Annotated in this window: 17 protein-coding genes; 9 read left to right on the top strand and 8 right to left on the bottom strand. The window is 64.8% G+C overall.

What is annotated here, in order from left to right; genetic code table 11:
- Nucleotides 1-37: 37 nt before the first annotated feature.
- From hutU to DEIDE_RS08795, 5 genes are all read left to right on the top strand, one after another.
- Nucleotides 38-1,744, top strand: a complete 1,707-nt coding sequence (hutU, locus tag DEIDE_RS08815; RefSeq protein WP_012693607.1) for a urocanate hydratase — start codon at nt 38-40, stop codon at nt 1,742-1,744.
- A complete protein-coding gene (locus DEIDE_RS08810; RefSeq protein WP_012693606.1) occupies nt 1,741-2,664 on the top strand; it encodes an arginase family protein in 924 nt (307 codons plus the stop codon). The genes hutU and DEIDE_RS08810 overlap by 4 nt, the downstream gene beginning before the upstream one ends.
- Nucleotides 2,657-3,856, top strand: a complete 1,200-nt coding sequence (hutI, locus tag DEIDE_RS08805) for an imidazolonepropionase (protein ID WP_012693605.1) — start codon at nt 2,657-2,659, stop codon at nt 3,854-3,856. The genes DEIDE_RS08810 and hutI overlap by 8 nt, the downstream gene beginning before the upstream one ends.
- A gap of 43 nt (nt 3,857-3,899) precedes the next feature.
- Complete coding sequence (gene hutH / locus DEIDE_RS08800) at nt 3,900-5,399, top strand: histidine ammonia-lyase (RefSeq protein ID WP_012693604.1); 1,500 nt, start codon at nt 3,900-3,902, stop codon at nt 5,397-5,399.
- Between the two features lie 191 nt (nt 5,400-5,590).
- Nucleotides 5,591-6,481, top strand: a complete 891-nt coding sequence (locus DEIDE_RS08795) for an L-serine ammonia-lyase, iron-sulfur-dependent, subunit alpha (RefSeq protein WP_012693603.1) — start codon at nt 5,591-5,593, stop codon at nt 6,479-6,481.
- A gap of 58 nt (nt 6,482-6,539) precedes the next feature.
- On the opposite strand, the gene DEIDE_RS08790 is transcribed toward DEIDE_RS08795, so the two are convergent.
- From DEIDE_RS08790 to DEIDE_RS08770, 5 genes are all read right to left on the bottom strand, one after another.
- Nucleotides 6,540-7,061 carry a hypothetical protein gene (locus DEIDE_RS08790; protein ID WP_012693602.1) on the bottom strand — a complete coding sequence of 174 codons (522 nt, stop codon included), beginning with the start codon at nt 7,059-7,061 and terminating at the stop codon, nt 6,540-6,542.
- The gene (locus tag DEIDE_RS08785) at nt 7,058-7,597 is read right to left on the bottom strand and encodes a hypothetical protein (RefSeq protein WP_012693601.1); all 540 of its coding nucleotides are present in this window, start codon (nt 7,595-7,597) and stop codon (nt 7,058-7,060) included. Before DEIDE_RS08785 ends, DEIDE_RS08790 begins: the two co-directional genes overlap by 4 nt.
- Nucleotides 7,594-7,902, bottom strand: coding sequence for a PadR family transcriptional regulator (locus tag DEIDE_RS08780; protein WP_012693600.1), 309 nt, complete (start codon nt 7,900-7,902; stop codon nt 7,594-7,596). Before DEIDE_RS08780 ends, DEIDE_RS08785 begins: the two co-directional genes overlap by 4 nt.
- A gap of 63 nt (nt 7,903-7,965) precedes the next feature.
- Entirely contained in the window at nt 7,966-8,652 is a 687-nt protein-coding gene (locus tag DEIDE_RS08775) for an HAD family hydrolase (protein ID WP_012693599.1), read from the bottom strand.
- Nucleotides 8,649-8,996 (bottom strand): histidine triad nucleotide-binding protein, encoded by a 348-nt coding sequence (locus tag DEIDE_RS08770; RefSeq protein ID WP_012693598.1) that lies wholly within the window; start codon nt 8,994-8,996, stop codon nt 8,649-8,651. The genes DEIDE_RS08775 and DEIDE_RS08770 overlap by 4 nt, the downstream gene beginning before the upstream one ends.
- Nucleotides 8,997-9,082: 86 nt before the next feature.
- On the opposite strand from DEIDE_RS08770, the gene DEIDE_RS08765 reads away from it, so the two are divergent.
- Nucleotides 9,083-10,075, top strand: coding sequence for an SDR family NAD(P)-dependent oxidoreductase (locus DEIDE_RS08765; RefSeq protein ID WP_012693597.1), 993 nt, complete (start codon nt 9,083-9,085; stop codon nt 10,073-10,075).
- Here the strand turns inward: DEIDE_RS08765 and nadE are convergent.
- Nucleotides 10,062-10,907 carry an ammonia-dependent NAD(+) synthetase gene (gene nadE, locus DEIDE_RS08760; RefSeq protein ID WP_012693596.1) on the bottom strand — a complete coding sequence of 282 codons (846 nt, stop codon included), beginning with the start codon at nt 10,905-10,907 and terminating at the stop codon, nt 10,062-10,064. The two genes, DEIDE_RS08765 and nadE, sit on opposite strands and share 14 nt — an antisense overlap.
- Nucleotides 10,908-11,109: 202 nt before the next feature.
- Here nadE and DEIDE_RS08755 point away from each other — a divergent pair, with 202 nt between their 5' ends.
- Nucleotides 11,110-12,204, top strand: a complete 1,095-nt coding sequence (locus DEIDE_RS08755) for a DNA glycosylase AlkZ-like family protein (RefSeq protein WP_012693595.1) — start codon at nt 11,110-11,112, stop codon at nt 12,202-12,204.
- A 4-nt stretch (nt 12,205-12,208) separates the two neighbouring features.
- On the opposite strand, the gene DEIDE_RS08750 is transcribed toward DEIDE_RS08755, so the two are convergent.
- A complete protein-coding gene (locus DEIDE_RS08750) occupies nt 12,209-13,210 on the bottom strand; it encodes a phosphotransferase family protein (protein WP_012693594.1) in 1,002 nt (333 codons plus the stop codon).
- A complete protein-coding gene (locus tag DEIDE_RS08745; protein ID WP_041227191.1) occupies nt 13,207-13,482 on the bottom strand; it encodes a hypothetical protein in 276 nt (91 codons plus the stop codon). Before DEIDE_RS08745 ends, DEIDE_RS08750 begins: the two co-directional genes overlap by 4 nt.
- Nucleotides 13,483-13,596: 114 nt before the next feature.
- On the opposite strand from DEIDE_RS08745, the gene glmM reads away from it, so the two are divergent.
- Both glmM and polA read left to right on the top strand, forming a co-directional pair.
- Nucleotides 13,597-14,925 carry a phosphoglucosamine mutase gene (gene glmM / locus DEIDE_RS08740; RefSeq protein WP_012693593.1) on the top strand — a complete coding sequence of 443 codons (1,329 nt, stop codon included), beginning with the start codon at nt 13,597-13,599 and terminating at the stop codon, nt 14,923-14,925.
- Nucleotides 14,926-15,021: 96 nt separating this feature from the next.
- Nucleotides 15,022-17,793 (top strand): DNA polymerase I, encoded by a 2,772-nt coding sequence (gene polA / locus DEIDE_RS08735; protein WP_012693592.1) that lies wholly within the window; start codon nt 15,022-15,024, stop codon nt 17,791-17,793.
- Nucleotides 17,794-17,809: the final 16 nt, after the last annotated feature.

Raw genomic sequence — 17,809 nt, 5'->3', positions numbered from 1 at the left:
ACGATAGGGCATACCTCGTTTTCCCAGGAGACCTGCCATGACCAACACAGTGCCCGCCCCCACAGAATCTGCTCCTGTCGTCCGTGCCCCCCGGGGTGCACAGCGCACCGCCAAAGGCTGGATTCAGGAAGCCGCCAAGCGCATGCTGATGAACAACCTGGACCCGGAGGTGGCTGAGCACCCCGAAACGCTGGTGGTTTACGGTGGACGTGGCAAGGCTGCACGTAACTGGCCTGCTTTTCATAAGATCGTGGAGACCCTGGACCGCCTGGAAAACGACGAAACCTTGCTGATTCAGTCAGGTAAACCCGTCGCTGTCCTGAAAACCAGCGAGTGGGCGCCGCGCGTGCTGCTGGCCAACAGCAATCTCGTACCCCACTGGGCCAACTGGGAAACCTTCGACAAACTGGATCAGGCGGGTCTGATGATGTACGGCCAGATGACAGCTGGCAGCTGGATCTACATCGGTACCCAGGGCATCTTGCAGGGAACCTATGAAACTTTTGCCGGGGCCGCGCGCAAGCATTTCGGTGGCACGCTGCAGGGAACCATTACGGTGACGGCTGGCTTGGGAGGCATGGGAGGCGCGCAGCCGCTGGCCGTCAAGCTGGCCGGAGGCGTCAGTATCACCATCGAGATTGACCCCACCCGTATCCAGAAGCGTCTGGAAACCCGCTATCTCGATGAGGTGGCCAGCAGTCTGGAAGATGCCATTGCCCGGGCCGAGGCTTACAAGGCCGCCGGTGAAGCCCGCTCTATCGGTGTGCAGGGCAACGCGGCACAGCTGGTTCCTCGGCTGGTGGCCATGAACTGGACACCTGACCTCATCACTGATCAGACCAGCGCCCACGACCCCATGTGGGGTTACATCCCGGTCCTGGCTCCCGATGAGGACGCTGCGCTGCTGCGTGAAGCCCGTCCTGAGGAGTACCGTGCCCGTGCCTATGGGGCCATGGCCGCGCACGTCCGCGCCATTCTGGAGCTGCAGCGGCGCGGCGCCGTCGCTTTCGATTACGGCAACAACCTGCGTCACCGCGCCCAGGAGGCCGGGGTAGAGAATGCCTTTGACTATCCGGGCTTCGTGCCGGCCTTTATCCGCGACTCGTTCTGCGAGGGTCGGGGGCCGTTTCGCTGGGTGGCGCTGTCCGGCGACCCTGAGGACATCCGTGCGACCGACCGCGCGCTGCTCGAACTGTTCCCCGAAGACGAGCGGCTGCAGAGCTGGCTGACCTACGCCGCCGATCAGATCGCCTTCCAAGGCCTTCCAGCGCGCATCTGCTGGCTGGGCTACAAGGAGCGCGACCAGGCCGCGAGGCTGTTCAATGAGATGGTGGCTGACGGCCGCTTGAAGGCACCGATCGTGATCGGCCGCGACCACCTGGACGCCGGCAGCGTCGCCAGCCCCTACCGTGAGACCGAAGCGATGAAGGACGGCTCGGACGCTGTTTCCGACTGGGCGCTGCTGAACTTCGGGGTGGGCATCGCGTCAGGTGCCGCCTGGATGAGCTTTCATCACGGTGGTGGCGTGGGCCTGGGCTTTTCCCAGCACAGTGGGCTGGTTGCGCTGGCTGACGGCACGCCCGAAGCCGCCGCGCGCCTGAGCCGCTGCCTGGTCAACGATCCGGGCATGGGTGTGATCCGTCACGCGGACGCCGGCTACGATCTGGCCCTGGATGTGGCGCGCGAGCGTGGCCTGGACCTGCCCAGCCTGGGCATCACCGATCATTCCAAAGGCCAGCAGTGATCACCCCCGCCCACCTGCCCTACGGCGGAATTGCCACCTTTGTCCGTGCGCCCCTGGTCGAACCCCAGGGAAGCTGGCGCACGGACGTGGCGGTGCTGGGCGTGCCGTACGACATTGCTCTGGGTTTCCGCCCGGGGGCGCGCTTCGCTCCGCGTGCCCTGCGCGAGGCCAGCCTGCGCAGCGTGCCGCCCTTCACCGGGCTCGACGGCCAGACCCGCCTGGGAGGCGTGACGTTTGCGGACGCCGGAGATGTGGTTCTGCCCAGCCTGGAACCCGAACTGATGCAGGCGCGCACCACCACAGCTGCCCAGGCGCTGCGGGAACGCTGCACCCTGCCAGTCTTCCTGGGCGGGGATCACAGCGTCACCTTCCCGCTGCTGCGGGCCTTTGCAGACGTACCGGAACTGCACGTGGTTCAGCTCGACGCCCACCTGGACTTTACCGATGTGCGCAATGACACCCGCTGGAGCAACTCCAGCCCCTTCCGCCGGGCGGTGGAGACGCTGCCCAACCTCGTGCACATCACGACCATCGGCCTGCGCGGCCTGCGCTTCGACCCCGAGGCCGTGGCAGCTGCCCGTGCCCGGAGTCACAGCCTGATTCCCATGACTGACGTGCAAAGTGATCTCCCTGCTGTGCTCCAGAGCCTGCCGCGGGACCGGAACGTGTACATCAGCGTGGATGTGGACGGCCTGGACCCCTCGGTCATTCCGGGAACCAGCAGCCCGGAACCGGATGGGTTTACCTACGCGCAGGCCATGGCGGTGCTGGCGGCCACCGCCCGGCACAACCGTGTGGTGGGCCTGGATCTGGTCGAGCTTGCCCCGAACCTGGACCCGACTGGCCGCAGCGAACTGCTGTGCGCCCGGCTCATCATGGAAACGCTCTGCGAGGTCTTCGAGGCGTCCGGGCATGAATGAGACGCTATTCACAGGAATTTCGCAGCTCGTGACCCCGGCGCCTGGCGTGCAGCGTGGAGCAGCCATGCGGGAGCTGACCCGGCTGGACGACGCGGCCATGCTGGTCCGGGACGGCGTGATTGCCTGGACCGGGTCCCGGCAGCAGGCCCCAGCCTCGACCAGCATTCATGATCTCGGCGGTGTGGCGGTCGTGCCTGGGCTGGTCGATCCGCATACCCACTCGGTCTGGGCGGGTGACCGTCTGGCCGACTTCGAGGCCCGCATTTCGGGTGTTCCCTACGAGGAGATTCTGGCGCGGGGTGGAGGCATACGCTCGACCATGCGGGCCACGGCGGCCAGCTCCGTGGAAGCCCTGGTGGCCCTGGCAAGACCCCGCCTGGAAGCGCTGCGGGACTCCGGTGCCACCACGGTTGAAGTGAAAAGCGGCTACGGTCTGGACTTTGCAGCCGAACGCCGGATGTTACAGGCCGTGCAAATCCTGCAGGCCGAGTTTCAGTTGATACCCACACTGCTGATCCATGTTCCACCGCAGGACCACCGCGCAGCCTACGTGCAGGGCGTGTGTGAGGACCTCATTCCTTGGGTGGCCGCAGAACACCTGGCCACGGCCGTGGACGTGTTCTGCGAGAAAGAAGCGTTCAGCGTTGAAGAGACCCGCCAGATTCTTGCCGCGGCGCAGCAGCATGGGCTTCAGGTCAAAGTTCACGCCGATCAGTTTCAGGCAATCGGCGGCACCGAACTTGCGTGCCAGCTGGGAGCGCTGAGCGTAGACCATCTGGAAGCCAGCGGGCAGGCCCAGATCGAGGCTCTGGCAGCCTCGGACACGGTGGCCACGATCCTGCCCGGTGTGACCCTGCACCTGGGGCTCCCAGCTGCGCCCGGGCGCCGGTTGATCGACGCCGGGGCTGCTGTGGCTGTCGGGACTGATCTCAATCCAGGCTCCTCGCCAGTGTTCAGCTCACAGCTGGTCCTGGCCCTGGCCGTGCGGCTGTGTGGCCTGACGCCACCAGAGGCTCTGAGTGCCTGTACCGTGAACGCTGCCCATGCTCTGGGCCTGCGTGACCGGGGAGCCCTTGCTCCCGGGCAGCGGGCCGACTTCCTGGCTCTGCACAGCTCCGACTGGCGCGACCTGGCTTACACCCTGGGTGCCAGTCCGGTCCGCGACGTGTGGCAGGCCGGCACTCGGGTCTGAACCCCAAGGGTCCTCATTCGCAACTTTTTAAGGAGTTTCTGACGTGATACTGGATACCACCCTTTCTGTAGAGCAGTTCATCGCGGTTGTCCGCCGCCACGAGCCGGTCGAGCTGTCTGACACGGCGCGCAGCCGGATTGTCCGTGCCCGCGCCGTCATCGAGCAGATCGTGGACGGTGATCAGGCGGTGTATGGGGTCAACACTGGTTTTGGCAAGTTCGCCTCGGTGCGTGTGGACCGCGCTCAGCTGGCGCAGCTGCAGCACAACCTGATCGTCTCGCATGCCATTGGCGTGGGTGAGCCCCTGCCGGCTGAAGTCGTGCGCGGCATGCTGCTGCTGCGTGCGCAGTCGCTGGCGCTGGGGCATTCGGGGGCGCGCCCTGAGGTTGTGGACCTGTTGCTGGCCCTGCTGAATGCGCAGGCACATCCGGTCATTCCTGCTCAGGGCAGCGTCGGCGCTTCAGGAGATCTGGCTCCGCTGGCCCATCTGGCCCTGAGTCTGATCGGGCTGGGCCAGATCGAATATGGGGGTCAGATTCGTCCGGCTGCGGAAGTTCTCAATGAGCTCGGATGGAAGCCATTGAAACTTCAGGCCAAAGAAGGTCTCGCCCTGATCAACGGCACGCAGCTGATGGGCAGCCTGCTGGCCCTTGCTCTGCATGACGCCTGGGCGCTGCTGGGCACGGCCAACCTCGCGGCGGCCATGACGGTCGAGGCGCTGTCAGGCTCGCACCGGCCGTTCGGAGCGGAAGTCGTGGGTCTGCGCCCACATCCAGGGGCCGTACACACGGCTGAGGAGCTTCGCCGGTTTCTGCGCGAGTCCCAGATCGCGCCGAGTCACGCGTCCTGCGGCAAGGTGCAGGACGCCTATAGCCTGCGTGCTGTGCCGCAGGTGCACGGTGCCACCCATGACGCCCTGAGCCAGGCGGCCCGGGTACTGGCCGTGGAGTTCGCCTCTGTGACCGACAACCCCCTGATTTTTCCCGACACCGGAGAGGTGGTGTCAGGCGGGAATTTTCACGGGCAGCCGCTGGCACTGACTGCCGACGCGTTGAAGGTAGCTGTGGCAGAGCTGGCCAGCATCAGCGAACGTCGCTGCGAGCAGCTGCTTAACCCCGCCCTGTCGAGTCTGCCGGGCTTCCTGGCACCTGAAGGCGGACTCAACAGCGGCTTCATGATCGCGCAGTACACGGCGGCGGCCCTGGTCAGCGAGAACAAGGTGCTGGCCCATCCGGCCAGCGTGGACAGCATCCCGACCAGCGCCAACCAGGAAGATCATGTCAGCATGGGGGCCCATGGAGCCCGGCAGCTCAGGCAGATCCTGGACCATGCCCAGACCGTGGTCAGCATTGAACTGATGTGCGCGGCCCAGGCGCTCGACTTTGCCGGGTTTCGCGCTGGCATAGGAGTGCAGGCCGCCTACGAGCACATCCGAGGGGCCGTGCCCACCATGCAGGTTGATCGGTATTTTCAGCCGGACCTGCTCCGTCTGCGTGAACTGGTAACTTCCGGCGACTTGTTGCGTGTCGCTCAGGAGGCCTGACAGGGGCGCCGTCAGGGCACCAGGGTAAGGACAGTCCTACCGGCTTTTCACCACAGGAGTCCAGCTTTCCTGGACACTGAGGGTGAAGCCCAGCCCCGGTTTTCTCCCGCCTACGGAGTAAACTTCGGCCGATCCCCCATTCTTTGCCCGCAGGCCCTGTGCGGCCTGGCGCGGGCGGCCAAGGAGCGCCCATGACCCTCGAAGAACTGATGAATGCCCCTGCTCCAGCCAGTCAGTGGGTGCTGGACCGTGACTGCCAGGAAACTGGCCTGGACCCTGCCGATATTCGTGCTGAGATGCTGCGGCGCATCGGGGAGATGCGCGACAGCATTGAGCGCGGTCTGAGCAGCGAGGCCAAAAGCATTACCGGGATGGTCGGCTGGAATGCCAAGGGGCTGTGGGACGCGCCGGACGTATTGAATGCCCCACTCATTCGCCGTGTTCAGGCTTACGCCATGGCAGTCAATGAGGAAAACGCCCGCATGGGGCGCATTGTCGCTGCACCCACTGCCGGGTCCGCCGGCACCATTCCTGGTGCCCTGCTGGGTGTAGCCGACCATCTGGGCCTGCCAGACGAACGGCTGGTTGACCCCATGATCCTGGCCGCCGGGGTAGGCAAGGCCATCAGCAAACGCATGTTCATCAGCGGGGCCGCCGGGGGCTGTCAGGCAGAAATCGGTTCCAGCGCCGCCATGGCCGCCGCCGCCGTCACTGAGCTTCTGGGCGGCTCGCCACGTGCGGCCGTTCACGCCGCGTCCCTGGCCCTGATGAACACCATCGGGCTGGTGTGCGACCCGGTAGGCGGTTATGTGGAGGTGCCCTGTGTCAGCCGCAACGCTTTTTTCGCGGTACACGCGGTCAGTGCGGCTCAGCTGGCTCTGGCGCAGCTGGAAAGCTTCATTCCGCCTGATGAGGTTCTCGGGGCCATGGCGTCGGTTGGACGCATGATGCCCGCTGCCCTGCGGGAAACAGCTGATGGCGGGCTGGCCCAGACGCCCACCGGACTGGCCGTTACGGCACGCATGGAAGGCAAGGATGACAGCGACCTGCCGGGCGGCATGGTCGAACTTCCAATGGCCTGAAGAACAAGACCAGGAATGTCGCCGCTGAGCCTGCACCCTCAGCGGCGACATTCCTGGCTCAGCTGGCCTGCTGTCTTGTTGTCGCCTGCTGGCTCCTCCAGAGCCACACCAGCCCTGCTGCCGCTGGCCACAACCACCAATCCGGCAGCGGGGTGCTTAGTCCAGTCAGACGGTGAAATCCCCAGGTAGGCAGGCCACCAAGCCACAGGCAAGTCAGGGCCACTGCCAGCCTCAACCCGTGCCTTCCATGTATGGCCCCAACCATGAACCACACGGCTGCCACGCAGATCCACGCTCCTGCTTCCAGCAAGGGGAAGGGACTTTCGGCAGAGGGCAGAGCGCCTGTCAGGCCAAGGGCCCAGGCGTGGGCAAAAGCCAGCTCGGCTGTCGCCAGTCGGTCCAGCACTGGCACCATCAGGACGACGAAGACAAGTGGAAGGCTGAATTCGGTTCCCAGCTTCAATACGGAAAGCACAAGTTGCCTGCGGCGCAGGTAACGCATTGTTTCCACTGACCAGGGCTCATCCACGGCGTTGACCGCCTCATTCTCCACACCCTGATGCCACTCTTCCGGGGTCATGTCTTTCTCCTGACCCTTGAGCGCTTCAGTACCTGAATGGCCCAGGCGAAGGCCCAGAGCACGGCAAGTAAAACCACGGTCCCCCCCATGACGCGGGCAGGGGAGAGTGCCGGTGCCGGGCCTTGGACCCGTAGCTGAACGAGAGCAAGTGCCAGAGGCATCAGGCTCAGGGTCATTGCGGAGGCTGTGACGGCCAGTGCCCAGGGAGCCCGGTCACTCCAGGCATACCGGGCGGTCCATAAAAGCAGGAACAGTGTTGCTCCTCCTGCATTGAGCCCGGCCAGCAGGCCGAACAGGAGCAGAAATACCCCCTGGCTATAGATGTTGCCAACACGGTCCAGACCCGGTAGAAGAATGAGGTACGGCAGGAGCAGCACAAGCAGAAGCTCTCCGAGTGGCTTGCGGGTCAGCACCTGCCTCAGTTCGTATGTGCGCCCAGCCCACCACGCGGCCCAGCGGGTCTCCCGGGCCCACTGACCGTCCGGGACACTCTCGGCTTCATGCTTCATACCCTGGTGCCACTCTTCAGGCATCATGACAGCGCTCCTCTGACCAGTTGTGGTGGGGTGCGGGCCGTTTCGCGGAGTTCGCGAGCCAGGCGTGTGCCCTGTTCTGTGAGGGTGTAAACATGCCGGGGCGGTTTTCCCGGATGCAGGGATTCTTCCCAGCGGGCTTCCAGGTAGCCCTGCGCGTGCAGGCGCTGAAGGATGGGATAGAGGGTGCCGCTTCTGAGGCCTGTTGTCTTGCTCAGGTCATAGCCGTAGGCAGGATCAGGATGGGACTGAAGCAGAGCTTCCAGCACGGAGCGTGTGTGCGGACTCGTATTGGGAGAACGCGGCATACAACATTTCTACATATGTAGAGTTTGAGCGTCGAGCGGATATGCCACCAGCTGAGGCTGGTCTCAAACCAGGGTCTGCACTTCCAGCGCGGCGCGTAGGTCGGCGTGCGAATGCAGCACCCGCGCCGCGCCCAGTTCGAGCAGGTGAGCTTCGTCGTCCGGCAGAATATGGCCCCCTGCCAGCAGTGCCCAGACTGTCGCGCCGGCGGCCAGCCCTGCGCGCGCTCCTGGCACGCTGTCTTCAATAACGAGGCAGCGGCCGGGTTCTGCGCCAAGCTGCGCGGCGGCGTACAGATACAGGTCCGGTGCAGGCTTGCCGAGACCACCCACATACGAGGGGTCATAGGCGTGTGGCTCGACCAGATCAGCCAGTCCCGCACCACGTAGTTTCATATGCAGGCGGCCCTTTTCGCTGTTGCTGGCTACGGCGAAAGGGATTCCTGCAGCTTGCAGGGCGCGCAGAGTATCCGCTGCACCCTCAATTGAGGGAACATGTGAAAAGGCTCCATTGAAGCGCTGATCGAGCATGGGTAGAAAATCTTCCGGCGCTTTCCAACCGCGCTGCTCGTCCAGCGCCTGCATCACACCTTCAAAGCGCTGTCCGGAGGTCAGGCGGGTGATTTCGCTGGGCGTCAGGTTAAGTCCGTGTCCAGTGAAGATGTCGGCCCACAGCTCGCCGATAATGGTCTCCGTGTCGACCAGCACGCCGTCGAGGTCAAACAGGACAGCGCTGAACTTCTCTGGCGTCACGCGCTGCCTGTATCGTTATCCGGACCGTGTTCCCAGCCGGCCATGATGTGGATGTGCGTGTGAAAGACCACCTGACCGCCGCCCTTGCCAGCATTGACCAGCAGGCGGTAATCCGCGGCATGCTGCCGGGCAACCTTCACCGCGGTCAGCCACAACTCGCCCATTTCCTGGGCGTCGGTAATCTCGTCTATGCGCGCCGAGACCCGTTTGGGAATGACGAGCAGGTGAATTGGCGCCTTGGGGGCAATATCGCGGATGGCGATGTAATGCTCGTCTTCATACACGATGTCACTGGGGATCTCGCGGGCGATGATGCGCTCGAAGAGGGTAGGCTGCGCGGTCATGCCTCCACTGTAGCCGCTGAAGGCCAGTTCTTAGCCGTTCCCTTAGACGCCTCCCGGCCTGACGAACCGGGGGGCAAACTGCGGCTATGAGACTTCCGAAACGACTGCTGCTGGCTGCCGGTCTCGGAGCGGTGGCCGCGCGCCGCGCCTTCAACGCGCCATATGACCTTCAGGGGCGCTCAGTGCTGATCACTGGGGGATCACGCGGCCTGGGGCTGATGCTGGCCCGGGAGCTGTGCTCGCTTGGCGCAGCCGTGACCCTGATGGCCCGGCACGCTGACGCGCTGGAGCGTGCTGCCGAAGATCTGCGCTCGCATGGTGCCCGGGTTCATACCGTGGCTGGTGACGTCACCATTCAGGCGGATGTGGACCGCGCCGTTCAGGAAACGGTTCGGGTCCATGGAGGCCTGGACGTGCTGGTCAGCAACGCTGGCATCATCCAGACCGGCCCGCTGGCCAACATGACCGAAGGTGATTTCCGGGAAATCATGGAAATCAACGCCTTTGCCACCCTTCGCCTGACCCGGGCCGCGCTGCCGTATCTGCGCGGCCGCCAGGGCCGGGTTCTGGTCGTCGGGTCGGTGGGAAGCAGGGTGGCTGTGCCGCATCTCGGTCCGTACTGCATGAGCAAGTTTGCCGTGGCTGGCCTGGCACAGGCCCTGCGTGCAGAACTCGCCCGCGAAGGGGTGACCGTCACGGCTGTCCATCCGAGCCTGATGCGTACGGGCAGCCCCCGCCATGCGCAGGTCAAGGGTCAGCATAAGAAGGAGTACGCCCTGTTCGCCACACTGGATAACCTGCCGGTGCTGTCGCTGGACGCGCCCACCGCTGCGCGCCGGATGATCGCTGCCCTGGTCCGTGGTGACGCGGAAGTGATGATCGGCGGGCCGGCGCTGATGCTGCGGTATGTTCAGGCGCTGGCCCCACAACTCACCGCCGATGTCCTGGCCCTGAGTAACCGCCTGCTTCCAGCGCCAGCTTCAAGTGACCGCATGGTCCTGGGGGCGCAGGCCGAGTCGGACGTGACGCGGCGCAACCCCCTCAAACGCCGGGCAGAGTCCGAATTCAACGAGCTGTAAGGCTGTTTTCTTTCCACCAGGTGTCATATGGCGTCGCAGGAAGCTGCCGTTTATGGCGGGTGTTCAGAAACATCCCTTCCAGGCGGCGGGCGGCTTCCTCGCTGACCTCGCGGCCTTCCAGGTAGGCATCGATCTGCTCGTAGGTGAGGCCCAGCGCGACCTCGTCGGGCAGGCCAGGGCGGTCATCTTCCAGGTCAGCGGTGGGCACTTTACGCCAGGTTGATTCGGGGGCGCCCAGGGACTGAAGCAGCGCTGCTCCCTGCCGCTTGGTCAGTCCCGTCAGGGGCGTCAGGTCCACGCCGCCGTCTCCGTACTTGGTAAAAAAACCTGTGACGGCCTCGGCGGCGTGGTCGGTGCCCACCACCAGCAGGCCTTCCTGACCAGCCACGGCATACTGCGCGACCATCCGCGCGCGCGCCTTGATGTTGCCCCGCACAAAATCGCGTAAGCCGGTGCCAAGCGCGTCATGCGCGGCGTCGGCAGCGGCGTCGGAACTGGGCTGAATATTCAGCGTGAGGTTCCGGTCTGGCCTGATAAAGGTCAGCGCAGCCTGTGCGTCGGCCTCATCCGCCTGCACGCCGTAAGGAAGTCGCATGGCCACGAACACCGCCTCACGGCCCTGGGCACGCAGCCTCTCTACAGCCAGCTGGCACAGCCGCCCGGTCAGGGTGCTGTCCTGACCGCCACTGATACCCAGTACAAAACCACGTGCCGGGGTGCTGCTGAGGTAATCGCACAGAAAGGTCACGCGGCGTTCGACTTCAGCCGCAGGGTCAATGATGGGCTGCACGTGCAATTCGCGCTGAATCCGTTCACGCAGGCCAGTGGTCATGCCATGGAGTATTCCATGTGCCGGAGCGCTGTGAAGGAGAAGTGGGGAGTAGCGTACCAGGACGTTTCTGCCTGGTGTGGTCCGGCCACTAGGGGCTGTGCCTGCCCTACCGCTGTGCAGTGAACAGGACGTTGTCCTTGTGTGTGAGGTCCTGACGGGGTCGAACATCCTGCTGCTCTGCCCACGCTAGCCTCAGAGGAGCATGACAGCGCACCTGACCCCGGCCACCCTGCGAGCGGCGGCTTTTTCCACTTTCGGGCCGCGTGGCACGCTGCAAGGTGCGCTGGACCGCATGGGCTTCGTGCAGGCCGATCCGATCCGCGCTCCAGCCCGTGCCCAGGACCTCACGCTGATGCAGCGGGTGCGCGGCTACCGTGCCGGAGATCTTGAGCGGCTCTACCCGAAGTTGGACGCCGAAGAGGACATGCTTCCCAACTACGGCTTTGTGCCCCGGCAGGTGCAGGCGTTGCTGCATCCACGTGTTCCGGCGCGGAGTCGCGCCGAACTTCAGCACCCGGAGCTCTTTGCGCAGGTGCGCGCCATGCTGCACGAACGCGGAGAACTGCACCCACGTGATGTCTCCGCAGCCCTGGGGCAGAGCCGGGTCACGAATGCCTGGGGCGGGCAGTCCAGTGCCACAACCCGGGCTCTGGAGGCCCTGCATTACTCCGGTGAAGCCCGCGTGACGCGCCGGGTTGGCGGCGTCCGCCTGTACGCCGCCGCTTCACATCTCCAGGCCCTGAGGGAAGCGCCGCTGCCGGACGAACAGAGACTGCGGGGCGCGGTGCATCTGCTGGCCGGACTTTACGGCCCATTGCCGGAAGCCAGCCTGGGGTATCTGATCAGCCTGTCCCGGTTTGGATTTCCACACCTGCATGGCCCGCTGCGTGCGGTCTACAGGCAAGTGGTGAAGGACGAGCTGCAGAGCGGCACCGTTGAGGGGATGCGCTATGTCTGGCGCGCTGAGCAGCTGCTGGATGTCCGTGCGCCACGCGGTGTACGCATCGTGGGTCCATTCGACCCACTCGTCTGGGACCGTCGCCGCTTCACGCACCTGCACGGCTGGACTTACCGGTTTGAGGCCTACACTCCGCTGGATCAGCGGCGTATGGGCTATTACGCCCTGCCGGTGTTCCAGGCCGAGCGGGCCGTCGGGTGGGCCAACCTGAGCGTGAACTCTGACCGGCTCCAGGCAGACTTCGGGTTCGTGCCGGGTGTGCGCCAGACCGCCACGTTGCGCCGGGGGCTCGAGACGGAGCTGGGCCGCTACCAGGCTTTTCTGGGCCTCCGCGGTTGAGCGCTCAGCCCAGTTCGTTCCAGGCCTGAACCACATTGCCGAGCGCCTCCTGAACCCCGCTGCCCGAAGACTGGCGGGCCTGACGGGCCGTTGACAACAGGTTCAGCCCTGTCCCCGCCCGTTCCTGAGCTGCCAGCCTGGAAGGGGAGAGGCCAAGGCCATGAACCGCCAGGGTCTCACGGTAGGTTTCTCTGAGTGCCGGACCAAGCCTCAGGCGCTCGGCTGAGCTGAGCCGCACGCTGAGCAGATGGGCCAGGTCTTCACCGGGCACCGAGGTGTGCACCTGCCCGTAATCAATCAGGACCGGCTGACGGTCATGCACGCGCCACAGCACCTGTCCGGCGTGAATGTCGCCGTGGACCAGCGTGACTTCAGGCGCATCCTGTAAAAGAACTGGCAGGGCCTGGGCGGCCGCCTGTACGGCAAAGAATGCTGGATGGCCAGATGGAACCGCTGCGGCGATGCGTTCGGCCTGGGTCAGCACCTCCCGAGGATCCCAGGCCCAGCGCCCGGTCAGGTGCACAGAACCTGGACCAGCCCAGAAGGCATGCAGGCGGGCGAGCAACCGCACGATCTCGTGAAGAGCGGCTTCTCGCTGATCATCCGTGGTCAACGCTCCCCATCCGGTGGTCTGGGCTGTGAGATCGGGCGTCAGCAGGTGCGCGCGCAGCCGCGTGCGATCCAGGGCGGCATGAAGCAGAGGCGCGTGGTCCACTGGCATCACTGGTGCGAGATCACGCAGAAACCTGATTTCACGTTCCAGCCGGCGGTAGGCGTTCTGGTCCCGCCAGCCGGCCGGAAGATACTTGAGAAAAAGGGGCCCCTCAGTCGTAGCGTAGCGGACAAACGCGGCGCCCTCTCCCGTCCAGGCTTCCAGAAGCTGTCGCCGGCCAGGAAAGGCGGCCTGCAACTCCGCAGGCCACACCCGAGCTGTGCCAGCCGGGCCTGCGCCGCGTATCACCGCCCAGGCATCGTGCAGTGCGGCCAGCGGTGGAACCAGAATCAAGCGATCAGTGACACCAGGCCCATGACCCCGGCTCCTGCCAGCCCAGCCGTGACCAGGAAGGCCCCCAGGCATCCGCCAGAGCGGCGCCGTTTGGCCTGACGGTAGTGGCCACCCTGGACATAGTGTCCACGCCGCCCGCTGCTGTGGCTGTGGCCCAACAAACCGCCGACCATTCCGCCGCGGTGACCACTGGAGCGTGAATGGGCGAAGAAGCCTCCGCGACCATGACTGCTGCGGCTAAACGAGAATCCTCCTCCAGAAAATCCACTCATGCCCCAGAGTACGCCCTGCAAGCCCAAAAAGTTGCGATGCCATAAATTTGAGACCTAGGCAGTGAAGGATGTGTCAGGTACTCACGTCACTCATGGGCGTATGATGCGCGCAGCATGAGCGAACGCAAGTATTTCGGCACCGATGGAGTGCGGGCCGTGGCCGGAGAATTTCCCCTGACATCTGCCTGGGTCATGAGCCTGGGGGCAGCTGCGGGTGAGGTGCTGCGGCGCGTCAACCCGCACGCCCGCGTGGTTATTGGTAAAGACACCCGCCAGAGCGGTGACATGCTCGAAGCCGCGCTCGCGGCTGGCCTGACCAGCAGAGGCGTCACTGTGATTCATGTCGGCGTCCTGCCGACTCCCGGGGTCAGTTACCTGACCCGGCACCTGAAGGCCGACGCCGGGGTTGTTATCAGCGCCTCGCATAACCCCTACGAGGACAACGGCATCAAGTTCTTCGGAGCAGACGGCCAGAAGCTCAGTGACGCTACCGAACTTCAGATCGAAGCGGCCATCGATGAGGTTCCCGGCTTTGCGCCGCTGACAGGCACAGCCATGGGCAGCGTGACCAACTACACCGAGGCCGAGCACCTGTATACCGACTTCCTGAAAAGCCACGCTCCGGACCTGAGCGGCCTGAAGATTGCGCTGGACTGCGCCAACGGCGCGGCCTACCGGGTGGCTCCCAAGGTGTTTCAGGCGGCAGGAGCGGATGTGTTTGCGATCTATACCACCCCGGACGGGCGCAACATCAACCGGGGGTGCGGCAGCACACATATGGACCACCTGCGTCAGATCGTCCGCGAGGGCGAATATGACCTGGGCGTCGCCTTTGACGGCGACGCCGACCGGGCACTGTTCGTGGACTCGCGCGGTCAGGTGGTTCACGGCGACCACATGCTGCTGCTGAACGCCCGGGCGCGCGGCGAGCAGGCCGTGGTGGCCACCATCATGACCAACATGGCCCTGGAGGCCAAGCTGCAGGACGCCGGAATTCCGCTGGAGCGTACCGCCGTAGGTGACCGTTACGTGCACGAGCGTCTGCACGAAAAGGGTCTCAGCCTGGGTGGCGAACAGAGCGGCCATGTGCTGTTCCTGGACATCTCGCCTACAGGCGACGGGGTGCTGACCGCCCTTCTGACCCTGGCCAGCATGAAAAAACTGGGGACCACACTGGACGCTCTGCACGATGATCTCGTGATGTATCCCCAGACCCTGGTCAATGTGCGTGTGCAGGACAAGAAGGCCATTGCCGTGGACCAGCAGGTGCAGCAGGCAGTGCGGCAGGCCGAGGAGCAACTGCTGGGTCGTGGACGGGTCAACCTGCGCCCCAGCGGTACGGAGAACCTGATCCGCGTTATGGTCGAGGGCCAGGACGCCGCAGAAATTCACGAGGTCGCGCGGGTGCTTGCCGGCGTAGTCGAGGCGCGCGGACAGGCCTGAGCCAGAAAGACCCCAGGTAGAGCCGGAACAGGATCCTCCCTGTTCCGGCTTCGTTCTGTTCTCAGAAGAATGCGGCGGCCCGGTAGAATGCCCGGTATGACCACGTCCCCCACCCCCGATACGCTGGTGTTGATTGACGGTCACGCGCTGGCGTTCCGTTCGTACTTTGCGCTGCCGCCCCTGACCAACAGCCGGGGCGAGGCCACGAACGCCATTCTGGGGTTTCTGCGGATGACCCTCCGGCTGGCCAAGCAGCGCAGCAATCAGGTGATCGTGGTGTTCGATCCGCCGGTCAAGACGTTCCGGCACGAACAGTTCGACGGGTACAAGTCCGGCCGCGCCGAGACCCCGGCGGACCTGCCGGCGCAGATCAACCGCATCCGGGCCATCGTTGACGCCCTGGGGTTTCCCCGCCTGGAAGAACCGGGGTACGAAGCTGACGATGTGATTGCCTCCCTGACCCGCAAGGCCGAGGGCAGCGGCATGCAGGTGCGCATCGTGACCAGTGACCGCGACGCCTATCAATTGCTCGACGATCACGTCAAGGTGATTGCCAACGACTTTTCCCTGATCGGTCCGGATCAGGTGTTCGAAAAGTATGGGGTTACCGTGCGTCAGTGGGTGGACTACCGCGCTCTGACTGGTGACGCCAGCGACAACATTCCCGGGGCCAAGGGGATCGGACCCAAGACAGCCGCCAAGCTGCTGCAGGAATACGGCACGCTCGAGGGCATCTACGAGGCAGCCCGCGCCGGCACCCTGAAGCCCGACGGCACCCGGCAGAAACTGCTGGATTCCGAAGAGGCGGTGAAATTCAGCCACGAACTGTCGTGCATGGTCACGGATCTGCCGCTGGAGGTGGACTTCGGGGTGGGCCGGCTTCCTGGAGACCCTGCCCGGCTCGACGAACTGCTGACGGAACTCGAACTGCATTCCGTGCGGCGCGACGTGCTGGCACTCAACGGAGTTTCTGGAGCAGAGCTGAACGTCCCGGACAGCATTCATGACGCGGAGGCCAGTACGCGCCCGGAACCTGCCGATCCGCTGGACACTCCGGCGGTAGCGCCCTGGCGCACTCCGGGGCAGGACGTGGTCTGGGGATATGTGCTGTCACGCGAGGATGACCTCACAGCTGCACTGACCGCTGCGGCGACATTCGAGGCCTCAGAGGACGGAGAGCCCGGTGTCGTGCGTGTCGCGCCTTTGATCAGGCCCGATCAGCGGCTGGCTGAGACTGGTGTGGGGCCGCAGACCCTGTTCGAGGGCATGCTGGATCCTCAGGGCAGCGCGCCGCCCACCAAAGCGCAGCTTAAGGCCCAGGAAAAGGCCCGGCGTGAGGCGGAAAAGGCTGCAGCGAAACTGGCGACGCGGTATCCCGACACGGTCAGCGAGGCTGAGTTCATCGGACAGCGGGCAGTTACAGCGGCCGGGGCCAAGGCACTGGCAGCGCACCTGAGCGTCCGGGGAACCGTGGTGGACCCCGGCGACGACCCGCTGCTGCACGCCTACCTGCTGGACCCTTCGAATACAACCATGGCCACCGTCACGCCCCGGTACCTGGGAGTGCCCTGGCCTGCGGACGCTGCCGGCCGCGCGGCAGTCACGGCGCGGCTCCTCCGGGATCTGCCGCCGCAGCTTGACGAGGCACGCACGAAGCTCTATGCCGGTATGGAAAAGCCGCTCGCGGCAGTGCTGACCCGTATGGAAGTGCGTGGCGTGCGGCTGGACAGCGAGTACATCCGTGGGCTGGCCGGCGCTGCAGCCGCCCGCCTCGCCGCGCTGGAGACCGAAATCCACCAGCACGTGGGCCGTGAGTTCAGTGTCCGCAGCCCCTCACAGCTGGAAACTGTGCTGTACGACGAACTCGGGTTGGCCAGTGGCCGGAAGACCAAGCTGACCGGCAAGCGCTCCACGGCCGTGGCCGCTCTGGAACCCCTGCGTGACGAACACCCGGTTATTCCTCTGGTTCTGGAATTCCGCGAACTCGACAAGCTGCGGGGCACCTACCTCGACCCGCTCCCCAGTCTGGTCAATCCGCGCACCGGGCGTCTGCACACCACCTTCGCGCAGACGGCGGTGGCCACCGGGCGCCTGAGCAGCCTCAACCCCAACCTGCAGAACATCCCGATTCGCAGCGAGATGGGCCGCGAGATCCGCAAGGGCTTTATCGCCGACAAGGGCTACTGTCTGATCAGCGCTGACTATTCGCAGATTGAACTCCGGCTGCTGGCGCACATCGCCGACGATCCCCTGATGCAGCAGGCCTTCCGCGAGGGCGCGGACATTCACCGCCGCACGGCCGCGCAGGTGCTGGGGCTTGAGGAGCAGAGCGTGACATCCACTCAACGGCGCGCCGCTAAAACCGTCAACTTCGGGGTGCTCTACGGCATGAGTGCCCACCGCCTCAGCAATGAGCTGGGCATTTCCTACGTTGAAGCCGCTGGCTTTATCGAGACCTACTTCAATACGTATCCTGGCATTCGCGGGTATATCGACCGCACGCTCGAATTCGGGCGTACTCAGGGCTACGTCGAGACCATGTATGGGCGCAGGCGTTACGTTCCGGAGCTGGCCGCGACCAACCGGAATGTCCGGGAGGCCGGCGAACGACTGGCCTACAACATGCCCATCCAGGGCACGGCTGCCGACATCATCAAGCACGCCATGATCCGCCTGGACCGCGAGCTTGAAGCGCTGGGTGGCCGGCTGCTGCTGCAGGTCCACGACGAACTGCTGATCGAGGCTCCGGAAAACCGCGCCGAGGATGTGGCTCGGCTGACCCGTGAGGTGATGGAGGGGGCGGCGAAACTGAGCGTGCCGCTGGCGGTAGAGGTGGGTACCGGGCCCAACTGGTACGACACGAAATAACAGCTGAATAACAGGC

Source organism: Deinococcus deserti VCD115 (assembly GCF_000020685.1).
GTDB classification, from domain to species: domain Bacteria; phylum Deinococcota; class Deinococci; order Deinococcales; family Deinococcaceae; genus Deinococcus; species Deinococcus deserti.
This window is presented reverse-complemented; position numbering and strand designations above follow the sequence as displayed.

Bases quoted from the DNA above. Each gene is read 5' to 3' on its own strand.
- DEIDE_RS08755 (WP_012693595.1), top strand. From the start codon at position 11,110: ATGACAGCGCACCTGACCCCGGCCACCCTGCGAGCGGCGGCTTTTTCC.
- hutI (WP_012693605.1), top strand. From the start codon at position 2,657: ATGAATGAGACGCTATTCACAGGAATTTCGCAGCTCGTGACCCCGGCG.
- DEIDE_RS08785 (WP_012693601.1), bottom strand. From the start codon at position 7,597: ATGATGCCTGAAGAGTGGCACCAGGGTATGAAGCATGAAGCCGAGAGT.
- DEIDE_RS08745 (WP_041227191.1), bottom strand. From the start codon at position 13,482: ATGAGTGGATTTTCTGGAGGAGGATTCTCGTTTAGCCGCAGCAGTCAT.
- DEIDE_RS08790 (WP_012693602.1), bottom strand. From the start codon at position 7,061: ATGACCCCGGAAGAGTGGCATCAGGGTGTGGAGAATGAGGCGGTCAAC.
- hutU (WP_012693607.1), top strand. From the start codon at position 38: ATGACCAACACAGTGCCCGCCCCCACAGAATCTGCTCCTGTCGTCCGT.
- polA (WP_012693592.1), top strand. From the start codon at position 15,022: ATGACCACGTCCCCCACCCCCGATACGCTGGTGTTGATTGACGGTCAC.
- glmM (WP_012693593.1), top strand. From the start codon at position 13,597: ATGAGCGAACGCAAGTATTTCGGCACCGATGGAGTGCGGGCCGTGGCC.
- DEIDE_RS08795 (WP_012693603.1), top strand. From the start codon at position 5,591: ATGACCCTCGAAGAACTGATGAATGCCCCTGCTCCAGCCAGTCAGTGG.
- DEIDE_RS08765 (WP_012693597.1), top strand. From the start codon at position 9,083: ATGAGACTTCCGAAACGACTGCTGCTGGCTGCCGGTCTCGGAGCGGTG.
- DEIDE_RS08770 (WP_012693598.1), bottom strand. From the start codon at position 8,996: ATGACCGCGCAGCCTACCCTCTTCGAGCGCATCATCGCCCGCGAGATC.
- nadE (WP_012693596.1), bottom strand. From the start codon at position 10,907: ATGACCACTGGCCTGCGTGAACGGATTCAGCGCGAATTGCACGTGCAG.
- DEIDE_RS08780 (WP_012693600.1), bottom strand. From the start codon at position 7,902: ATGCCGCGTTCTCCCAATACGAGTCCGCACACACGCTCCGTGCTGGAA.